The sequence below is a fragment of the Pseudomonas caspiana genome (assembly GCF_002158995.1).
GTDB lineage: Bacteria > Pseudomonadota > Gammaproteobacteria > Pseudomonadales > Pseudomonadaceae > Aquipseudomonas > Aquipseudomonas caspiana.
The window spans coordinates 326,491-347,002 of record NZ_LOHF01000002.1 but is presented as its reverse complement, the minus strand read 5'-3'; the positions used below and the strand labels follow the sequence as shown (position 1 = coordinate 347,002).

Annotated in this window: 16 protein-coding genes; 9 read left to right on the top strand and 7 right to left on the bottom strand. The window is 56.3% G+C overall.

The features are described from left to right. Positions 1–30: 30 nt before the first annotated feature. Complete coding sequence (sbcB, locus tag AUC60_RS03960; protein WP_087264786.1) at positions 31–1,461, top strand: exodeoxyribonuclease I; 1,431 nt, start codon at positions 31–33, stop codon at positions 1,459–1,461. Positions 1,462–1,554: 93 nt separating this feature from the next. Here the strand turns inward: sbcB and mvaT are convergent, their stop codons facing one another. Beyond that, positions 1,555–1,932, bottom strand: a complete 378-nt coding sequence (gene mvaT / locus AUC60_RS03955; protein ID WP_087264785.1) for a histone-like nucleoid-structuring protein MvaT — start codon at positions 1,930–1,932, stop codon at positions 1,555–1,557. A 356-nt stretch (positions 1,933–2,288) separates the two neighbouring features. On the opposite strand from mvaT, the gene purU reads away from it, so the two are divergent. Further along, positions 2,289–3,140, top strand: a complete 852-nt coding sequence (purU, locus tag AUC60_RS03950) for a formyltetrahydrofolate deformylase (RefSeq protein ID WP_087264784.1) — start codon at positions 2,289–2,291, stop codon at positions 3,138–3,140. A gap of 155 nt (positions 3,141–3,295) precedes the next feature. Then, entirely contained in the window at positions 3,296–3,481 is a 186-nt protein-coding gene (locus AUC60_RS03945) for a hypothetical protein (RefSeq protein WP_087264961.1), read from the top strand. Position 3,482: 1 nt separating this feature from the next. Here the strand turns inward: AUC60_RS03945 and AUC60_RS03940 are convergent, their stop codons facing one another. Next, a complete protein-coding gene (locus tag AUC60_RS03940; protein ID WP_087264783.1) occupies positions 3,483–4,478 on the bottom strand; it encodes a glucosaminyl phosphatidylglycerol flippase in 996 nt (331 codons plus the stop codon). A gap of 359 nt (positions 4,479–4,837) precedes the next feature. On the opposite strand from AUC60_RS03940, the gene AUC60_RS03935 reads away from it, so the two are divergent. Continuing rightward, positions 4,838–6,328 carry a helicase HerA-like domain-containing protein gene (locus AUC60_RS03935; RefSeq protein ID WP_087264782.1) on the top strand — a complete coding sequence of 497 codons (1,491 nt, stop codon included), beginning with the start codon at positions 4,838–4,840 and terminating at the stop codon, positions 6,326–6,328. Between the two features lie 103 nt (positions 6,329–6,431). Here the strand turns inward: AUC60_RS03935 and AUC60_RS03930 are convergent, their stop codons facing one another. Together AUC60_RS03930 and AUC60_RS03925 are read right to left on the bottom strand one after the other, a co-directional pair. Next, entirely contained in the window at positions 6,432–7,904 is a 1,473-nt protein-coding gene (locus AUC60_RS03930; RefSeq protein ID WP_087264781.1) for an inorganic phosphate transporter, read from the bottom strand. Positions 7,905–8,142: 238 nt separating this feature from the next. Beyond that, positions 8,143–8,340 carry a hypothetical protein gene (locus AUC60_RS03925; RefSeq protein WP_087264780.1) on the bottom strand — a complete coding sequence of 66 codons (198 nt, stop codon included), beginning with the start codon at positions 8,338–8,340 and terminating at the stop codon, positions 8,143–8,145. 879 nt (positions 8,341–9,219) lie between these two features. Between AUC60_RS03925 and pcaR the strand changes: the two genes are divergently transcribed. The 5 genes from pcaR (at position 9,220) to AUC60_RS03900 (ending at position 14,522) form a co-directional block, all read left to right on the top strand. Then, on the top strand, positions 9,220–10,062 hold the full coding sequence (pcaR, locus tag AUC60_RS03920) for a pca regulon transcriptional regulator PcaR (protein ID WP_087264779.1): 843 nt from the start codon (positions 9,220–9,222) through the stop codon (positions 10,060–10,062). Positions 10,063–10,205: 143 nt separating this feature from the next. After that, the gene (locus AUC60_RS03915; protein WP_087264778.1) at positions 10,206–11,063 is read left to right on the top strand and encodes a CoA transferase subunit A; all 858 of its coding nucleotides are present in this window, start codon (positions 10,206–10,208) and stop codon (positions 11,061–11,063) included. After that, positions 11,063–11,842: a CoA-transferase subunit beta gene (locus tag AUC60_RS03910; protein WP_087264777.1), complete on the top strand. Its 780-nt coding sequence runs from the start codon at positions 11,063–11,065 to the stop codon at positions 11,840–11,842. The genes AUC60_RS03915 and AUC60_RS03910 overlap by 1 nt, the downstream gene beginning before the upstream one ends. Continuing rightward, a complete protein-coding gene (pcaF, locus tag AUC60_RS03905; protein WP_193441839.1) occupies positions 11,839–13,041 on the top strand; it encodes a 3-oxoadipyl-CoA thiolase in 1,203 nt (400 codons plus the stop codon). The genes AUC60_RS03910 and pcaF overlap by 4 nt, the downstream gene beginning before the upstream one ends. Before the next feature lie 191 nt (positions 13,042–13,232). After that, positions 13,233–14,522: an MFS family transporter gene (locus AUC60_RS03900; protein WP_087264775.1), complete on the top strand. Its 1,290-nt coding sequence runs from the start codon at positions 13,233–13,235 to the stop codon at positions 14,520–14,522. A 77-nt stretch (positions 14,523–14,599) separates the two neighbouring features. Here the strand turns inward: AUC60_RS03900 and adeC are convergent, their stop codons facing one another. The 3 genes from adeC to AUC60_RS03885 are packed head-to-tail and all read right to left on the bottom strand — an operon-like array spanning position 14,600 to position 20,376. Next, the gene (gene adeC / locus AUC60_RS03895; protein ID WP_087264774.1) at positions 14,600–16,060 is read right to left on the bottom strand and encodes an AdeC/AdeK/OprM family multidrug efflux complex outer membrane factor; all 1,461 of its coding nucleotides are present in this window, start codon (positions 16,058–16,060) and stop codon (positions 14,600–14,602) included. Continuing rightward, positions 16,057–19,218, bottom strand: a complete 3,162-nt coding sequence (locus AUC60_RS03890) for an efflux RND transporter permease subunit (protein WP_087264773.1) — start codon at positions 19,216–19,218, stop codon at positions 16,057–16,059. The genes adeC and AUC60_RS03890 overlap by 4 nt, the downstream gene beginning before the upstream one ends. Positions 19,219–19,221: 3 nt before the next feature. Beyond that, complete coding sequence (locus AUC60_RS03885; RefSeq protein ID WP_087264772.1) at positions 19,222–20,376, bottom strand: efflux RND transporter periplasmic adaptor subunit; 1,155 nt, start codon at positions 20,374–20,376, stop codon at positions 19,222–19,224. Positions 20,377–20,512 lie beyond the last annotated feature (136 nt).

Genomic DNA, 20,512 nt, shown 5'->3' with positions numbered 1-20,512 from the left:
CTTTGCCGGTCTTCTGTTCAGGATCAGTCCGTGACTTCCACCATCTTTTGGTACGACTACGAAACCACCGGTATCAATCCGCGCAATGACCGCCCATTACAAATGGCGGGTATCCGTACCGATGCCGAACTCAATGAAATCGAGTCTGCAGTCAACATCCACTGCCAGCACAGTGATGACATCCTGCCGCATCCCGCTGCCTGCATGATCACCGGAATCACTCCGGCCACACTTGCAGAGAAAGGGCTATGCGAAGCCGACTTCATGACTCGAGTGCATGCTCAACTCGCAGCGCCGGGTACCTGTGGAGCGGGCTATAACACGTTGCGCTTCGATGATGAGATGACGCGCTACAGCCTTTATCGCAACTTTTTTGACCCTTACGCCCGTGAGTGGCAGGGCGGCAACAGCCGCTGGGATTTGATCGATGTAGTTCGCGCGGCCTATGCGCTGCGGCCGGAAGGCATTGTCTGGCCTGAAGAAGATGGCCGGGTCACGCTTAAGCTTGAGCGCCTGACAGCGGCAAATGGCATCGATCACGGGCAGGCGCATGATGCGCTGTCCGATGTGCGGGCAACGATTGCCTTGGCGCGTTTGATCCGTGAGAAACAGCCTCGTCTTTACGATTACCTCTTCGAACTGCGCAGTAAGCAGAAAGTCCAGCAAAAGATACGTCTGATGGAGCCTCTGGTTCATATTTCCGGGCGCTTTTCTGCGGCACGCCATTATCTGGGGGTAGTGCTTCCGCTGGCCTGGCACCCACAGAATCGAAACGCACTGATTGTGTGCGATTTACATCAGGATCATTTGCCCTTACTGGAACAAGATGCACAAATATTGCGACAACGGTTATATACCCGTCGCGAAGAAATGTTGGAGGGCGAGCTGCCAGTGCCACTCAAACTCTTGCATATAAATCGTTGTCCGGTGATTGCGCCGCTGAAGGTGCTACGCGCTGAAGATCAACAGCGCTTAAACCTGGACATGACCGTATTTGACGAGCGTGTGCGTAATCTCACCGAAGGTCAGGGAGTCTGGCAGGAAAAGCTGGACGCCATTTATGCCAGTGATGACTTTGTTGCCAGCGAAGATCCCGAGCAACAATTGTATGACGGGTTTATCGGGGATCGTGACCGCAGGCTTTGTGAGCAAGTACGCAATGCCGAGCCCGAGGAGTTAGCCCATCAGTCATGGCCTTTTGATGATGCACGCTTGCCGGAATTGTTGTTTCGATATCGAGCACGAAATTTCGCTGAAACCCTGAGCGCAGAAGAGCAACAGCGTTGGCTTGCCTTTTGTAGGGCGCGTCTGACAACGCCTGAATTAGGCGCGCCTAATACCCTGAAAAGTTTCACTCATTCCCTTGTTGAACTATCCCTTAGTGCTACCCCCGCACAGCTCAAAATACTGCGCGAGTGGCAGGACTATGTGGAGGCTCTGCGTCATAGGTTAGGCCTTTGAGGCCGTAGCGACGGGTGTTTTTCAGGCAATAAAAAACGCCAGCGTGGCTGGCGTTTTTATGGGTGACGCGAGTGAAGCGGACTTGCGTGGGATTTAGCCCAGCAGGGTAGCCCAGCCTTCAACTTCATCACCGCCCCACTTGGCTTTCCACTCTTTCAGAGTTTTGTGGTTGCCACCTTTGGTTTCGATGACTTCGCCATTGTGCGGGTTTTTATATTGCTTGACCTTGCGCGCGCGCTTGGTGCCGGTCGGTTTAACTGCGCCACGTGCAGACTTGCCAACTTTAGCTTCTGGATCCAGCAGAGCAATGATGTCGCGCAGCGACTTCTGATATTCGCCCATCAGAGTACGCAGTTTGCCTTCGAATTCCAGCTCGGTTTGCAGTTTGTCGTCTTGGGACAGGTTCTTCAAACGGGCTTGCAGTTCTTTGATGGCTTCTTCTGTAGCGCGGTATTCGTTGATCAGAGACATGATGCGTACCTTATGTTGAGAGGTGGCAGGGAGACAGTGAGGCAATAATAGTCACGCACCTTGACCAAGTAAACATTAAATAAAAGTTTTATTTGAATTATTCAGAAATATACTGCGACCTACAGACGTTTCATAACTAGATGGCTTGGCAGGGGCGGCAAATATAGTCGCTCTTAAGGCGTTTAAGTCACGGTCTCATAAGCTGTCATGCAGGGAGCTGTGCCGGGAACGAGAGCGTCGGGATTGCTTAGCTGCGTCGCACCTTTGGCGCTTAACAATCAGTTCAACAGGAATACTGCAGTTTTCCCCCACAGTCGCTAGAATAGCGGCCTTTGCGAAGTTCTGGAGTTTCCCCAATGCGCACTTTTCGTCTGGTGATTTCTTGCCCGGACCGTGTCGGCATCGTTGCCAAAGTCAGTAACTTTCTGGCGTCCTATAACGGCTGGATTACCGAAGCGAGCCATCACTCTGACAATCTGAGTGGCTGGTTCTTCATGCGTCATGAAATTCGGGCGGATACGCTGCCTTTTGATCTGGATGCTTTCCGTGAGGCGTTCACCCCCATCGCTGAGGAATTTGCGATGGATTGGCGTATCACTGACTCAGCGCAGAAGAAGCGCGTTGTGCTGATGGCCAGTCGTGAGTCCCATTGTCTGGCCGACTTGCTGCATCGCTGGCACAGCGATGAGCTGGACTGTGAAATCGCCTGCGTGATTTCCAATCACCAGGATTTGCGCAGCATGGTGGAATGGCATGGCATTCCTTATTACTACGTCCCGGTAAACCCGACTGACAAGGAGCCGGCATTTGCCGAGGTTTCTCGTCTGGTCGCTCATCACCAGGCTGACGTAGTGGTGCTGGCGCGTTACATGCAGATTCTGCCGCCGCAACTGTGTCGTGAATATGCTCATCAGGTGATCAATATTCACCACAGCTTCCTGCCTTCATTTGTAGGGGCCAAGCCTTATCACCAGGCCTCTCTGCGTGGGGTCAAGTTGATCGGCGCCACTTGCCACTATGTAACCGAAGAGTTGGATGCGGGCCCGATCATTGAGCAGGACGTAGTACGCGTCAGCCACAGCGACAGTATTGAAAACATGGTGCGCTTCGGTCGCGACGTGGAAAAAATGGTACTGGCCCGCGGCTTGCGCTACCACTTGGAAGATCGTGTTTTGGTGCACGACAACAAAACCGTAGTGTTCGACTAAGCTCCAGTCGAAGTATGAATCTTATGAATCTGTAGAAGCTGCCGAAGGCTGCGAATGACTGAGTGTCAGGCGGATTGCTTTCGCAGCCTTTGGCAGCTGCTGCAGAAGATACATTTCCGATGTTCGATGGTGCTTCGATGAATGAGGTGCTCTCCATGGTAAATCCCCTCGACAAAGCCACTTCAACAGCGCCTCCAACGCTTGGTGAGGGCTGTCTCAGTCGGTATGACCCTGATGCGCTGACGCCAGAAGACGGTGCTGATTTCGAGGGCGCAGCCGAGCTTTGGCGCGTTACTCAGGCGGAAAAAGAAAAGTTGCTCAACGACAAGTCCGACACGTGATTCAGACTTGATCGAAGCGCATCAGTTTGTTCAGCAGTGGTCGCCCGACCATCAGCAGGAAAATCGGCCCGCCCACCACCAGATAGAAGTAGTAGGTCACTGTTCGCCAGATCAGGATGGCCGCTGCGGCTGTGGATTTGCCTACCATCGGCGCCAGCAGCGCCGCCGAAGTCAGCTCGGCTGTACCTGCACCTCCCGGCAGCAGACTGAACTGTCCAGCGGTCAACGACAGCATCTGAATCAGAAACGTCCAGGCCCATTGCACGTTAACGCCCAGACCCAGTAGTGCCAGATACAGGATGCTGTAACGCAGCCCCCAGTGCAGGCAGGTCAGCAAAAAGACTGCGATCAGTTTATGGCGTGGCATCTTCCAGGTTTCAGCCAGTGCATTGCGAAAATGCAGAAGTTTGCGCGCCCAACGATGGCGGGTAGTGCCTTTGGTGTTGAAGCGTTTTAACACTCGGCCATTGAACTTGATGACTTGCCGATGAAAGCGTGCGAATCCTAGAAACAGGCACAGGCTCCCTACGACAAGCGCCGCGCTGAACCCCAATAGCCATTCCATACGTTCGCTGAGGGTGTGGAAGAGTGCATAAAACATGATCCCCACCAGTGCGACGAGGAAAAACACCAGATCACTGAGTTGATCTGTGGCAAACACCGCGCTGCTTTTCGCGGGCCCAATGCCGTTTCGCGAGAGCACCGCCATTAATGTCAGCGGTCCACCGCTACCACCCGGCGTTGCGCAGTAGGCGAATTCGCTGGCCATGATGAGGCCAAGGCTTCTGTTCACTGTCAGCTGTCGTGCGCTATCCCCCAGCAAGATTCGCAAGCGCATGGTGTTCAGGCCCCAGCACAGGATGATCATGCCGAACATGCCCATCAGCAGTGCAAAGGGGAAACTGCGCAGGCGCTGAAAAATATCGCCGCCGCCCAGCAATAACGGGATCAACACTGCTGCGAGCAAGCCGACTGCCAACCATGCGATACGCTTCATGCCAGACGCCCTGAATATTGTGACTGTTGAGCCAAGCATATGAATGCGGTCATGGGGTGTTATCGGCCTTGTTCGAGCAAGTGAGTAACGACGCGCCTGATGATACAGGCCGAAACTGCTCTGGGTGATCACGGAAAAGTCTAACGTTGACCACCGATCAGGACGGATGTTCGCCAAGTGGAGTCGGCAGCGTGTTCGCTGACACCTAATTCGCAGGCGTGGCTTTAAGCGCGAGAGCAATTTGTGTAACGCCACAGATGCAAGGATGTGCTCCCCATATCCCGGCGAAAGCGTTAAGTTTTCGGGCTGTTTTCCAGCTTGTGGACCACACTGAGATAACGATCAAGACAGGTGATGAAATGCCAGACGCTCAGAACATAGTGATTGGTGCGGGTCCTGACGGACTGCCGGTGGTTCAGGCCTTGCGTCTGGGCAACCGCCATGGTCTGGTGGCGGGAGCCACCGGGACCGGCAAGACGGTGACGTTGCAACGCTTGGCTGAAGCTTTCAGTGATGCAGGCGTCGCAGTTTTCGCTGCGGATATCAAAGGTGATTTGTGTGGACTGGGCGCGCCGGGAGCGCCGCAAGGCAAGATTGCCGAGCGAATCGCTGGCATGCCTTGGCTCAATCACTCCCCTAAAGGATATCCGGTCACCTTGTGGGACATTCACGGGCAGTCCGGTCATCCGCTTCGGACCACCTTGAGCGAAATGGGGCCGTTGCTGCTCGGCAGTCTGCTGGAGCTGACGGACAGTCAGCAGGCGGCGTTATATGCGGCTTTCAAGGTGGCTGATCGCGAAGGTTTGTTACTGCTCGATATCAAGGACCTCAAAGCCTTGCTCAATCACTTGCGGGACAATCCGCAGTTGCTTGGGGACGATAGCTCGCTGATGACCACCGGTTCCAGCCAAGCCTTGCAGCGCCGTCTGGCAGTGCTGGAGCAGCAGGGCGCTGAAGCGTTATTCGGCGAACCTGCGCTGCAACTGGAAGACATTCTGCACCCGACCGCCGATGGGCGAGGGCGCATCCATTTGCTAGATGCCAGTCGTCTGGTGCATGAGGCTCCCAAAGTTTATGCAACCTTTCTGTTGTGGCTTTTGGCTGAGTTGTTCGAGCAACTGCCGGAGCGAGGGGACGCAGATAAGCCGATATTGGCGCTGTTTTTCGATGAGGCGCATTTGCTGTTTGCCGACACACCCAAGGCGCTGCAGGAGCGGCTTGAGCAAGTGGTACGCCTGATTCGATCCAAAGGCGTCGGGGTGTATTTCGTTACTCAGTCACCGGGTGATTTACCTGATCAGGTACTGGCGCAGTTGGGTTTGCGCATTCAGCATGGTTTGCGTGCCTTTACTGCGAAAGAGCAGAAATCCCTACGCGCCGTGGCGGATGGGTTCAGGCCCAATCCGGATATCGACACGCTGGCGTTGCTTACGCAACTCGGCATCGGCGAAGCGTTGGTCGGTACTTTGCAGGACAAGGGGACGCCAGCAATGGTCCAGCAGGTGTTGGTTGCGCCGCCGCAGTCGCGAATCGGGCCTTTGAGCGATACCGAGCGCGCCAGCCTGATCGCCCAGTCGCCACTGGCCGGGCGCTACGACAAACCTGTTGATCGTGAGTCGGCCTATGAGATGCTCATTGCCCGAAAAGTCTCGACCCCAGAGTCGGATGAGGCGCCCGCCAAGAGCGCCAAGGAGCAAGAGACCTTCAGTGATATGGCGGGCGAGTTTTTGGGCGTTGTAGCGGGGCAGGCAATGAAAAGCGCTGTGCGCCAGGCGGCGAATCAGTTGGGGCGTCAATTGGTGCGAGGGTTGTTGGGGTCGTTGCTGGGCGGGGGTAAGAAGCGCAGGTAGTTGCATCACTGTCAGTGACAGCCATTGATTCGCAGCCTTAGGCCGTATTTCAAATGGGTTTACATAACGCCATCGCGGGTCATGCCTGCGATGGCGCTATTGATCAAGCCAACGCTTTGGACGCCAGCCAGAACAGGCCAGCCGAGAGGGCAACGGTCGCTGGCAGAGTCAGCACCCATGCCAGGAGGATGGTGCGCACTGTGCCACCTTGCAGGCCGCTCTTGTTGGCGACCATGGTGCCTGCCACGCCGGACGACAGAATGTGCGTCGTGGAGACCGGCAGGCTGAACACGTTAGCAGCAGCGATAGCGCAGGCGGTGGTGATCTGTGCTGACATGCCTTGTGCGTAAGTCATGCCCTGCTTACCGATCTTCTCACCGATGGTCAGAACAACGCGCTTCCAACCAACCATGGTGCCGATACCCAACGCCAGCGCTACCGCCAGAATTACCCAGAACGGGGCGTATTCAGTGGTCGCGGTCAGGTCCTTGCGCAGTTTTTCGAGGTCTGATTTTTCACGGGGGCCCAGGTTCGGCAGCTTGGCAACCTTGCGCGCGGTGTCATCCAGGCACAGCAGGTAGCGGCGTACTTCAATACGGCGCTCAGGAGTCAAAGAGTGGTAGTCGGCAACGCCCGTGAGGTTGTCGAGCAGTGCAGCAATGGTTGGCTCGGTTTGTTCGGGGTTGCAGCTGGAGCTTTCCGGCAGGTCGCCTTTTTCGGCTTTGCCCAGCGCCAGGAATTCGCCCAGTGTGCTGTTGTTGCGCTGATAGAACTGGCTCAGGTGCAGGGTTGCGTCCTTCGTCCGTTCGATCTGGTAGGTAGTGCTGTTCAAGTCCAGTACGAACTGGCTTGGCACGATACCGATCAGCACCAGCATGATCAGGCCGATGCCTTTCTGACCATCGTTGGAACCGTGTACAAAGCTCACCGCCATGGCGGAAATCACCAGGACCAGTCGGTTCCAGAATGGCGGGTGCTTCTTGTCGTCGAGTTTGCGACGCTGTTCAGGCGTCTTGTGCATCTTCGACAGCGGTCGCCACCACTTAAGACCGATGAGGACCAATGCGGCGACCAGGAAGCCAGCGAGTGGCGAGAAGACCAGCGACGCGCCGATGTCGATTGCTTTCTGCCAGTTCACGCCGTCGGCCAACGGAATATCGTTGATCAGCGCGTTAGCCAGACCAACGCCGAGGATCGAGCCAATCAGCGTATGGGAACTCGATGCCGGGATACCGAAATACCAAGTGCCCAGGTTCCAGGTAATGGCGGCGGCGAGTAGCGAGAAGACCATAGCCAGGCCGTGGCCAGTGTTGACGTTGATCAGCAGTTCAACCGGGAGCAGGTGAACAATGGCATAGGCAACGCCGACACCGCCCAGCAGCACACCCAGGAAATTGAAGATCCCGGAGAAGAATACGGCCAGATGAGGCGGCATGGCTTTGGTGTAAATGACTGTCGCCACCGCGTTTGCGGTGTCATGAAAGCCGTTGATGAACTCGAAGGTGAGGACGAAAGCGAGGGCGAGCAACAGGCTCACAAGCACCCAGGCATCTAGTCCGCTGAATAAATCGATCATGAAGGTTTTCTGACCCGGTCTGAAGGGGGCGGGATTATGACAGAAAAAATACAGATCGATGTAACGGCTGCCGACTGGTATCACCGATTGTCGAAATTTTATCGTCGACGAAGCCTCCCCACTCATGAGTCAAGGGGGATATTCACGATTTTTTACGGCCGTCAGATAAGACGATTGCTTGTCCCGAATGGATTCGACCGGGCAGTGCACATTAGCCCGGTTCGCAAGAGCGGTAGATTTACCGCTCTTCGTTCAGGTCTTTTTCCATTTTTTGCAATTCTTGCTTGAAAGCCTGGTCGAGAATGCTGGCTTTCTTGCGCCAAGGTTTGCGTTCCGGCTCTGGTTGAGCGGCGTAAGTGGTGATTTCGCCACCGTAAACTTCCTTGTAGCGTTGTTCCTGGCGCTCAAGTTCCGCGCGCAGTTCATCTTTGGTCACTTTGTTACCTGATCAAGTCAAAATTAATCTGGTGATATCGCTAAGCTGCTTAACCGTCCACACATGAAACCGTCCAGGCAGGTACTGAAAGACGTAAGCCAAACAGCGTGCTCTGGATTGCCATGTTCTGAACATCTTGCGGCTCGCGGCTACGGACACCAGAAAACGTAATTGTCGTAGCGACAGTCGTTTGAGTTGCAAGTGCGATGGCTACTTTGGCCGCATATTCAATCGCGAGGATAACGGTGTTGCAGCACTGCTACAGTGCCTGGATCCTGTGGTATGCCCCGAGCATGGCGCTCGGTCCTGCAGCCACTGCGAATCGTTATTACCCGGCCAAGTGATAGACACTATCTCCAAGAACTTCGAATCAGTCAACTATATGTTAGGTGGTTTATCGAAACACTTCTGCAATGGAGTTTTTCTTGTACGACTGTTCCGAAGTTTCAGTGAGTGACATACGACGTAACTTCCATGTACGAAATATTGACAGCAACAGACAAATTTCTGGCGACATAGTTCGAGCCGAAACGGGATGTATGTGCAAGGAAGCAGATATTTGTGACCGAGGCGCGCATACCGCGATTGTAAGATGCTGATTTATGGCGTTTCGATATCACTCCCCGAATGGGGCATGCGGGAATAAAAACGGCCTCGCTTCATGGGCAAGGCCGTACCTTGGACTTCTCGTGGGTACCTGACCAGTATTTCCAAGAAGCCACTTAAGGCTATGCAAAGGTATAAGTATCTTTGTGGTGGGTCAATTGCGATTATCGGCCAGTCGTTCGATAATCGCACGAAGCGGATTGTGCGCTTTCCTTCGAAAAGCGTGGAAGCTGCGATTCATATGGCCTGACAGGGTTTACCGAGGTAGTGGCAATGAATGATGAACTACGAAATTCTTTTGCTTCGTTGGCACCGCCGATCGTTGCGTCGCCCGCCAAACGGATTCAGGCGCTGACTGGAGACCCGGATTTCATGACTTCTCTGGCCAGAGGGTTAGCTGTGATTCATGCCTTCCAGGAGCGCAAACGGCATTTGACCATTGCACAGATCAGTCACCGCACCGAAATACCTCGGGCGGCGGTGCGGCGTTGTCTGCTGACGTTGATCAAACTGGGTTATGCAACGACGGACGGGCGAACCTACTCGCTGTTGCCCAAGGTGCTGACCCTCGGCCACGCGTACCTGTCGTCAACGCCGCTGGCGGTTTCTTCCCAGCCCTATCTGGACCGGATGAGTGACCAGTTGCATGAGGCCTGCAACATGGCGACTCTGGAGGGAGAAGACATTCTGTACATTGCGCGCTCCGCGACAACCCAGCGCCTGATTTCGGTAGATCTTTCTGTTGGCGGCCGTCTGCCTGCTTATTGCACGTCCATGGGGCGCATTCTGCTTTCGGCACTGGACGATGTTTCGTTACGCGAATATCTGGACCACGTCGATCTGCAACCCAAGACCAGTCGGACTATTCGCACACCTGAAGCCCTGCTCGAATGTCTGCAGCAAGTTCGTCAGCAAGGCTGGTGCATTGTCGATCAGGAGCTGGAGCAAGGATTGCGTTCTATCGCGGTGCCGGTCTATGACGCATCCGGTCAGGTGCTTGCCGCGTTGAATGTGAGTACCAGTGCAGGCCGTGTCGCCAGAAGTGAGCTGGAGCAGCGTTTCCTGCCTATCATGCTGGATGCGAGCAGGGATTTGAGCACCCAGTTATTCACCTGAGCGTTCACTGAATTTGTGCGATTAACGAACGAATAATCGATTATCGGATTGTTTGGCCTCAGGCCCCGGCATAACCTCAATTCCATTCCAGCGTAGTCCATCTGCGCTGTTCATTGGATGCAATTTGAGTTCGGGAGCACCTCATGGCTGAAATTCTTTCTCTACGCGACGCCGTGAAGCAATTGGTCAACGATGGCGACACCGTTGCGCTGGAAGGCTTCACCCATTTGATCCCCACGGCCGCAGGCCATGAAATCATTCGTCAGGGTAAAAAAGACCTGACGCTGGTGCGCATGACGCCTGACCTGATCTACGACCAGCTCATCGGCGCGGGCTGTGCCAAGCGCCTGATTTTCTCGTGGGGCGGTAATCCTGGGGTCGGCTCTCTGCATCGTTTGCGTGACGCCGTTGAAAAACAATGGCCGCACGCGATGGAAATCGAAGAACACAGCCATGCCGACCTGGCTAACGCCTATGTTGCTGGCGCATCGGGTCTTCCATTTGCTGTATTGCGCGCTTACGCCGGTTCCGATTTGCCCAAGGTCAATCCACTGATCAAGACGGTCACTTGCCCGTTCACCGGCGAGGTGCTCGCAGCCGTGCCTGCCGTGCGTCCGGATGTAACGGTCATTCATGCGCAGAAAGCAGACCGCAAAGGCAACGTGCTGCTGTGGGGCATCCTTGGTGTGCAGAAGGAAGCCGCACTGGCTGCCAAGCGTTGCATCGTTACCGTGGAAGAGATCGTTGATGACCTGAATGCTCCGATGAACGCCTGCGTATTGCCAACCTGGGCTTTGAGCGCGGTATGCCTTGTACCCGGTGGTGCTCATCCTTCATACGCCCACGGTTACTACGAGCGCGACAACCGCTTCTATCAGGCCTGGGACCCGATTGCCCGTGATCGCGAGAGCTTCAATGCCTGGATCAAGGATTACATTTATGGCACTGCGGATTTCAGCGAATTCCAGAGCAAGTTGGCCAGCGCTTCGGAGGCAAAATAATGACTTACACCACCAGTGAAATGATGACCGTGGCGGCGGCTCGCCGCTTGCGTAATGGCGCTGTCTGCTTCGTCGGTATCGGCTTGCCTTCCAAGGCGGCGAACCTGGCTCGCCTGACTTCCTCGCCCGATGTGGTGCTGATTTACGAATCAGGTCCAATTGGGGCCAAACCGACTGTGCTGCCGCTGTCGATTGGCGACGGCGAGCTGGCGGAAACAGCCGACACAGTGGTATCCACCAGTGAGATCTTCCGCTACTGGCTGCAGGGCGGACGAGTGGATGTGGGCTTTCTCGGGGCTGCGCAAGTCGACCGTTTCGGCAACATCAACACCACGGTTGTTGGCGATTACAACAACCCGAAAGTACGTCTGCCAGGGGCTGGCGGTGCGCCGGAAATTGCCGGGTCTGCCAAGCAGGTCCTGATCATCCTCAAGCAGTCGGCGCGCGCTTTCGTGAACAAGCTGGATTTCATCACGTCCGTTGGCCATGGCGAAGGCGGCGATTCACGCAAGCGCCTCGGCTTGCCCGGTGCCGGACCGGTCGGGATTATCACTGATCTGTGCATCATGGAGCCGGAAGAGGGCAGTAACGAGTTTGTCGTCACTACGCTGCATCCCGGTGTGACCCGTGAGCAGGTGATCGCCGCTACTGGGTGGGAGTTGCGTTTTGCGGAGAATGTCGAGTACTCCGCCGAGCCGACAGAAACTGAGCTGGCTGCTTTGCGTGACCTGGAAGCCCGGACCGCTAAAGCTCATGGTCAAGCGCCGGGAGAAGCATGATGCGCGAGGTTTTTATCTGCGATGCGATTCGCACCCCGATTGGTCGTTTTGGCGGCGGTCTGTCCAGCGTCCGCGCCGATGATCTGGCGGCTGTGCCGATCAAGGCTCTGATGGAGCGCAACCCTTCGGTCAATTGGAACGAAGTGGACGAGGTGTTTTTCGGCTGCGCCAACCAGGCCGGTGAAGACAACCGCAACGTGGCGCGGATGGCTGCTTTGCTGGCTGGCCTCCCGGAGACGATCCCGGGCGTAACCCTCAACCGTTTGTGCGCCTCGGGCATGGACGCTATTGGCACGGCATTTCGTGCGATTGCTGCTGGCGAAATGGAGCTGGCGATTGCTGGTGGTGTCGAGTCTATGTCGCGCGCGCCCTTTGTCATGGGTAAAGCTGACGCGGCGTATTCACGCAACATGAAGCTGGAAGACACCACCATTGGTTGGCGCTTCATCAACCCGTTGATGAAAGAACAGTACGGCGTCGACTCGATGCCGCAAACCGGCGACAACGTCGCCGATGATTTCAAGATTTCTCGGGCCGATCAGGACGCTTTCGCCCTGCGCAGTCAACAGCGCACCGCCGCTGCTCAGGCTGCGGGCTTTTTTAAAGAAGAAATCACGCCCGTGCGCGTCGTTCATAAAAAGGGCGAAACGGTCGTGGAGCAAGACGAGCACCCGCGCGCCGATACCAGCCTGGAAACCCTGGCCAAATTGAAACCGGTCAATGGTCCGGAAAAGACCGTCACAGCCGGTAATGCGTCCGGGGTCAATGACGGTGCAGCCGCGTTGATTCTGGCATCGGCCGAAGCGGTCAAGAAACATGGTTTGACACCCCGTGCACGAATTCTCGGCATGGCCAGCGCCGGTGTCGCGCCGCGCGTCATGGGCATCGGTCCGGTGCCTGCGGTGCGTAAGCTGGTGGAGCGCCTTGGCCTGGCGGTCAGCGATTTTGATGTGATCGAACTCAATGAAGCCTTCGCCAGCCAAGGCCTTGCAGTGCTGCGCGAGTTGGGGCTGGCCGATGATGCGCCGCAAGTGAACCCCAACGGTGGCGCTATCGCCTTGGGGCACCCATTGGGCATGAGTGGCGCCCGACTGGTATTGACCGCGCTGCACCAGTTGGAAAAAAGCGGCGGTCGTCGAGGTCTGGCGACGATGTGCGTCGGCGTAGGGCAGGGGCTAGCGTTGGCTATTGAGCGCTGATACCGAACATCACTGAATACAGTCACCCAGCTTTTTGATGGCCTCCACGAAAAGGTCATTTGAGGGCTGGGTGATTGTTTTTCAGGAGCACCCTCGAGCTCCTGCAGGGATGGGAATTCCAGAGACTTATGCGTTGTCACATGTTACAGGTTATGTCCTGGATGACTGTTCAGCTTTAATGGGGAAAAATAATGACAACCACGCATTACACGGGTGAAGAACGCAGCAAAAGGATCTTTGCGATTGTGGGCGCCTCGTCGGGCAATCTGGTCGAATGGTTCGATTTCTACGTCTACGCCTTCTGCGCTATTTACTTCGCTCCCGCCTTCTTTCCTTCCGATGATCCCACCGTTCAGTTGCTCAATACCGCAGGCGTATTTGCCGCCGGATTTCTGATGCGGCCTATTGGCGGTTGGTTGTTTGGCCGAGTAGCCGACAAGCATGGTCGCAAGAACTCAATGATGATCGCTGTACTGATGATGTGCGGTGGCTCATTGATGATTGCGTGTCTACCGACTTACGCAACGATTGGCGTCTGGGCCCCAGCATTGCTGTTGCTGGCGCGATTGATTCAGGGCTTGTCGGTAGGCGGCGAATATGGCACCACGGCGACGTACATGAGCGAAGTGGCGTTACGCGGCCAGCGCGGCTTCTTTGCGTCGTTCCAGTACGTGACGTTGATCGGCGGGCAACTGCTGGCGGTACTGACTGTTGTGATCATGCAGCAGTTTCTCAGCACTGAAGAGCTGCGTGCGTACGGCTGGCGAATTCCGTTCGTGATCGGTGCCGTCGCAGCGGTGATCTCGCTGCTGTTACGTCGCTCGCTCGAAGAAACCACCACTGCCGAAATGCGTCAGGACAAGGACGCCGGGAGCATCGGCGCACTGTTTCGCGATCACAAGGCCGCGTTTATCACTGTGCTGGGTTACACCGCGGGCGGCTCGCTGATTTTCTATACCTTCACGACGTACATGCAGAAGTACCTGGTGAACACCGGCGGCATGGACCCTAAAATAGCCAGCTACATCATGACCGGCGCGTTGTTCCTGTACATGTGCATGCAGCCGTTGTTCGGCATGCTGGCGGACAAGATCGGTCGCCGTAACTCGATGCTGTGGTTCGGCGCACTGGGTACGCTTTGCACGGTACCGATCCTGATGACCCTGAAGACCACGACCAGCCCGTTCCTGGCTTTTCTGCTCATCACCTTTGCGCTGGCAATCGTGAGTTTCTATACCTCCATCAGCGGTCTGGTGAAGGCTGAAATGTTCCCTCCGCAAGTACGTGCGCTGGGTGTCGGTCTTGCTTATGCGGTGGCTAACGCGGTGTTTGGTGGTTCGGCAGAATTTGTTGCGCTAAGCCTGAAGAATCAGGGCATGGAGAGCAATTTCTACTGGTACGTGACGATCATGATGGCCGTCGCTTTCCTGTTCAGCCTGCGCCTGCCCAAGCAGCCGGCTTATTTGCATCACGATCACTGATAGATCGTCTTCTCTGAAGCAATAAAAAACCCACCGATGAGGTGGGTTTTTTATTGAACGGCTTATCAGGACAAGTGTTAGAACAGTTGAACTGATGGCTTCTCTTTATCAATCGGTTTGGCCTGACCGGTTTGCTCGTACCAGCCACCGCCGAGGGCCTTGTACAGGTTGACCTCGCTGGTGAGTTGGGAGAGGCGGTCGGTGATCAGCGATTGTTGTGCGCTGAACAGCGAGCGTTGAGCATCAAGGAAGGTCAGGTTGCTGTCGATCCCGATCCGGTAGCGACGTTCGGCCAGACGGTAGTAGTCCTGGTTGGCATTGACGAAATCACGCTGGGCTTGCAACTGTTCGTTGTAAGTCTTGCGCGAGGCCAGGCCGTCAGAGACTTCCTGGAAGGCGGTTTGAATCGCCTTCTCGTAATTGGCAACGCTGATCTCTTTCTGGATTTTCGAGTAATCCAGGCTGGCACGAAGGCTGCCAGCGTTAAAGATCGGAATGTTGATGCTTGGCTGGAACAACCAGGTACCCGAACCGCCATTGAACAGGCCGGAAAGATCCGGGCTGATCGTACCGGCGTTGGCTGTCAGGCTGATGCTCGGGAAAAACGCCGCACGGGCCGCGCCGATATTGGCGTTGGCAGCTTGCAACGAATGCTCGGCTTGCAGAATGTCCGGACGACGCTGCAGCAGGTCCGAAGGCAGCCCTGCTGGCAGAGCGCTCAACAGGTCGGCACTCAAAGGCTGAGCGGGCGGCAAGTTGTCCGGCAGGTTCGTGCCAAGCAGCAAGGTCAGGTTGTTCTGATCCTGAGCGACCTGACGCTGGTAGCGCGCCAGCGCAACCTTGGCGCTTTCCACCGAGGTCCGTGCCTGGCTCAGATCCAGCGCCGACGAGACGCCCACTTCGTTACTGCGGGAAGTCAGACGCAGACTTTCCTCGTAGGTCTTGAGGGTTTCTTCGGTCAGCTTGAGCAGCTCTTTATCAGCCTGCCAGGTCATGTAGGCATTGGCGACGTTTGCCACCAGGCTGATCTGCGTGCTGCGACGGGCTTCTTCACTGGAGAAGTAGGTCTGCAAGGCTTGCTCGCTCAAGCTGCGAACCCGACCGAAGAGGTCCAGTTCGTAGGCGCTGACGCCCAGCGTGGCGGAGTACTGGCTGGTAATGCCCGATTCGCCAGTCGTCGACAGGTTGGCCGGAACCCGTTGACGGCTGCCGCTGCCATCAGCAGAAACAGCCGGGAACAGATCGGCACGCTGAATGCGGTACTGCGCACGGTAAGCGTCGATGTTCAGCGCCGCGACACGCAGGTCGCGGTTATTGACCAGCGCAGTCTGAATCAGCTGTTGCAGGGCAGGGTCATGGAAAAACTGACGCCAGCCCTGCTCAGCCGCCGCGACGTTCGCCGCTTCAGTCGGCGAATAGGCCGGACCTTGCGGGTACTGCGCCGCGACCGGAGCCGCAGGCTGTTTGTATTCAGGGATCAGCGAGCAACCACTGAGGATGACCGCAGTGACTGCCAGGGAGATCAGGGACTTGCTCATTGGCCAGCCTCATCATGTGATGTTTGTTTCTCGTGTTCCTTGTCGTACTTGCTCTTGAACATCGACGACACGGCAACGTAGAACATTGGGACCCAGAAAATTGCCAGGACGGTGGCGGTGATCATACCGCCGATTACGCCCGTACCGATTGCGTGCTGGCTACCCGAACCGGCACCGGTGGAGATCGCCAGCGGTACCACGCCGAGGATAAACGCCATGGAGGTCATGATGATCGGGCGCAGACGCATGCGGCAGGCTTCCATCGCCGCATCCACCAGACTCTTGCCCTGTTCATGCAGTTCTTTGGCGAACTCGACAATCAGGATCGCATTCTTCGCCGCCAGCCCGATCGTCGTCAACAAGCCGACCTGGAAGAACACGTCGTTGGACAGGCCCCTCAGGCTGGTTGCCATCAGTGCACCGATGATACCCAGCGGTACAACGAGCATGACCGCAATCGGAATCGACCAGCTTTCATACAGTGCTGCCAGACAGAGGAACACCACCAGCATCGACAGGGCGTATAGCGCAGGTGCCTGGGAGCCGGACAAACGTTCTTCGAAAGACAGGCCGGTGAAGGCATAGCCGATACCCGATGGCAGCTTCTTGGCAATCGCCTCGACTTCCGCCATGGCTTGACCCGAACTGTAGCCCGGAGCCGGTGTACCGAGAATTTCCATTGCTGCTACGCCGTTGTAACGCGACAGCTTCGGCGAACCGTAGATCCACTCGCCTGTGGCGATAGCCGACAATGGCACCATGGTTCCTGCGTCATTGCGCACATACCACTTGCCCAGATCCTCTGGGGTCATGCGGCTTGCCGCTTCACCCTGCACGTACACTTTCTTCACCCGACCGCGGTCGATGAAGTCGTTGACGTAGCTACCACCCAGTGCGATGGACAGGGTCTGGTTGATGTTCGACAAGGTGATGCCCAGGGCACTGGCCTTCTCGTCATCGACGGTGAGTTCGTACTGCGGCTCATCGCCCAGGCCGTTAGGACGTACGCCGGCAAGAATCTTGCTCTGCGCCGCCATACCGAGGAACTGGTTACGCGCCTCGAGCAGCTTCTCGTGGCCTACACCGCCCTGGTCCTGCAGGTACACGTCGAAACCGGTTGCGTTACCCAGTTCGAGTACCGACGGTGGGACCACGGCGTACACCATCGCGTCGCGGAAGCTGGCGAAGTGTGCCTGAGCCCGTTCAGCAATTTTGAAAACGGTATTTTCGGAGTCACGTTCGTCCCACGGTTTCAGCATTACAAACGCAAGGCCCGAGCTCTGACCGCGACCGGCGAAGTTGAAGCCGTTGACGCTGAATACCGAGTTTACGCCGTTGCCTTCGCCGTTCTCTTTGTCGAGCAGGAAGGTACGCATCTCGTCGATGACTTTCTGCGTGCGCTCGGCAGACGAACCGGCCGGGGTTTGCACCTGGGCGAAGATCACGCCCTGGTCTTCTTCGGGCAGGAACGCACTCGGGATGCGGGTGAACAGGAAGATCATGCCCGCAACGATGAGCAGGTACACGCCGAATGCTGGCAGCTTGTGAGTCACCATCCGTCCCACGCCGCGCTCGTAGCTGTCTACGCCACGATCAAAGGTACGGTTGAACCAGCCGAAGAAGCCTTTTTTAGGTTGGCCGTGTTTTTCCGGATCGATCGGCTTGAGCATAGTGGCGCAAAGCGCCGGGGTGAAGATCAATGCGACCAGTACCGACAAGGCCATCGCCGAAACAATGGTGATCGAGAACTGTTTGTAAATAACCCCTGTAGACCCCCCGAAGAACGCCATTGGCAGCAGTACCGCCGAGAGCACCATGGCGATACCCACCAGTGCGCCCTGGATCTGCTCCATGGATTTCTTGGTCGCCTCTTTGGGCGATAAATGCTCTTCGGCCATCACCCGCTCGACGTTCTCTACCACCACGATGGCGTCGTCCACCAAGAGTCCGATGGCCAGAATCATGCCGAACATGGTCAGGGTGTTAATCGTGAAACCGAACGCCGCGAGGATGCCGAATGTACCAAGCAATACTACCGGTACGGTCATCGTAGTGATCACGGTAGCCCGGAAGTTCTGCAGGAACAGGTACATCACCAGGAACACCAGCACGATCGCTTCGATCAGGGTGTGCACAACACCGGAGATCGATTCAGTCACGGTCGGGGTGGTGTCGTATGGATAAACCACTTTCATGCCAGGCGGAAAGAACGGCTCCAGGTTGGCAACGGTGGCGCGAATGGCCTTGGCGGTGTCGAGTGCGTTGGCACCGGAAGCCAGTTTGATCGCCATACCAGAAGCGGGTTTACCGTTGAACTGTGCGTCGATGCTGTAGTTCTGGCCACCAAGCTCGATGCGGGCTACGTCACGCAGACGTACTTGCGAGCCGTCGGTATTGACCTTGAGCAGAATGTTGCCGAACTGCTCAGGGGTTTGCAGACGCGTCTTGCCGATAATCGTGGCATTCAGTTGTGTGCCGGGCAGGGCAGGCAGGCCACCCAGTTGGCCGGTTGCGATCTGTACGTTCTGTGCAGAAATCGCTGTGCTCACATCAACCGGTGTCAACTGGAAGTTGTTGAGCTTGGCCGGATCCAGCCAGATGCGCATGGCGTACTGCGAACCAAACACCTGGAAGTCGCCCACACCGGAAGTCCGGGAGATTGGGTCCTGGATGTTGGAAACGATGTAGTTGGACAAGTCTTCACGGGTCAGACCGCTGCCGTCTTCGGCAACCAGACCGATTACCAGCAGGAAGTTCTTCACCGATTTGGTAACGCGCAGACCCTGTTGCTGTACTTCTTGTGGCAACAGCGGCGTGGCGAGGTTGAGCTTGTTCTGGACCTGAACCTGAGCGGTATCCGGGTTGGTACCCTGGTTGAAGGTCACGGTGATGGTCATGCTGCCATCGGAGTTACTGTCCGAGGAAACATAACGCAGATTATCAATACCGTTGAGCTGTTGCTCAATGATCTGCACCACGGTGTCCTGCACGGTCTGCGCCGAAGCGCCCGGGTAGGTAACCTGAATGTCGATGGCTGTCGGCGCAATGGCCGGGTATTGGTTGATCGGTAGTTTCAGGATCGAAAGCGTACCCACCAACATGATCACCAGGGCTAATACCCAGGCGAAAATGGGGCGGTCAATAAAGAATTTAGACATCGGTTACTCACCTTTGCCAGTGGCGGCAGGGGCGGACTGAGCGGACTGGGCTGGCGTGAGGTTGGTCGCTTCCTTGACCGTCACTTGCGCGCCTGGCTTGACGAATTGCAGACCTTCGGTGATTACGCGATCACCCGGCTCCAGACCTTTTTCGATCAGCCAGTAAGCACCTGAAGTGCGGTTGGCGATGAGTTCGCGCTGCTCAACCTTGTTGTCTTTATTGACCACCAGGGCTGATGGCTTGCCGCGCATGTCACGGGTCACGCCTTGCTGTGGAGCAAGAATGGCTTCGCTTTTCACACCAGCTTGCAGTTGGGCGTGAACGAACATGCCAGGCAGCAGGGTGTGGTCAGGGTTCGGGAATACTGCACGCAAGGTCACGGAGCCAGTCGCCTGGTCTACCGACACTTCGGAGAACTCAAGTTTGCCCGGCTTGCTGTACTCGCTGCCGTCTTCCAGGGTCAGCTTGACCGTCGCGGCGTTGTCCCCGGCTTTTTGCAGCTTGCCGCTCTCCAGATCGCGACGCAGCTTGAGCATCTCGGCGGAAGACTGGGTCACGTCAACGTAGATCGGATCAAGTTGCTGGATGGTTGCCATCGCGTTGGTCTGACCGCTGGTGACCAGTGCGCCTTCAGTCACATCGGAGCGCCCGATACGGCCAGAGATCGGTGCCATGACCTTGGTGTAACGCAGGTTGATCTGAGCGGTCTGCAGCGTGGCCTGTGCTTCCTGGCTGGAAGACAGGGCAGTGTCGTATTCCTGACGGCTTACGGCTTGCTCGTTGACCAGTTGCTTGTAGCGATCAGCCAACGACTTGGCCGACTGCAAAGTCGCCTTCGCGCTGTTGGCCGTGGCTTCGTAAAGCGCTGGATCAATTTGATACAGCTGTTGGCCGGCCTTCACATCGGCGCCTTCTGTAAACATGCGCTTGAGAATGATGCCGTTGACCTGTGGCCGAACCTCGGCGATGCGATAAGCCGTGGTGCGGCCCGGCAGTTCCGAAGTCAGGGTGTAGGGTTGGGCTTTGATGGTGACGACGCCGACCTGAGGAGGTGCAGCTGCAGGGGCTGCGGCTTCTTCCTTTTTACTGCATCCACTGAGCAGTGTTGCCAGGGCGACGGCAGTGACCAGTACGGTAACAGCTGGCTTGAATTGCATGAAGATCCTCGGGTCAGGAGCCTGGGTGCTCAAGAAAAGTGAAAGGGTGTGAAAAATTCTGGTTGGATAAGTAGTAGGCTAACGAATATACTTACATTCACGGTTGTTTGTAAATAGCCAGTATTGCTTCTCCAAG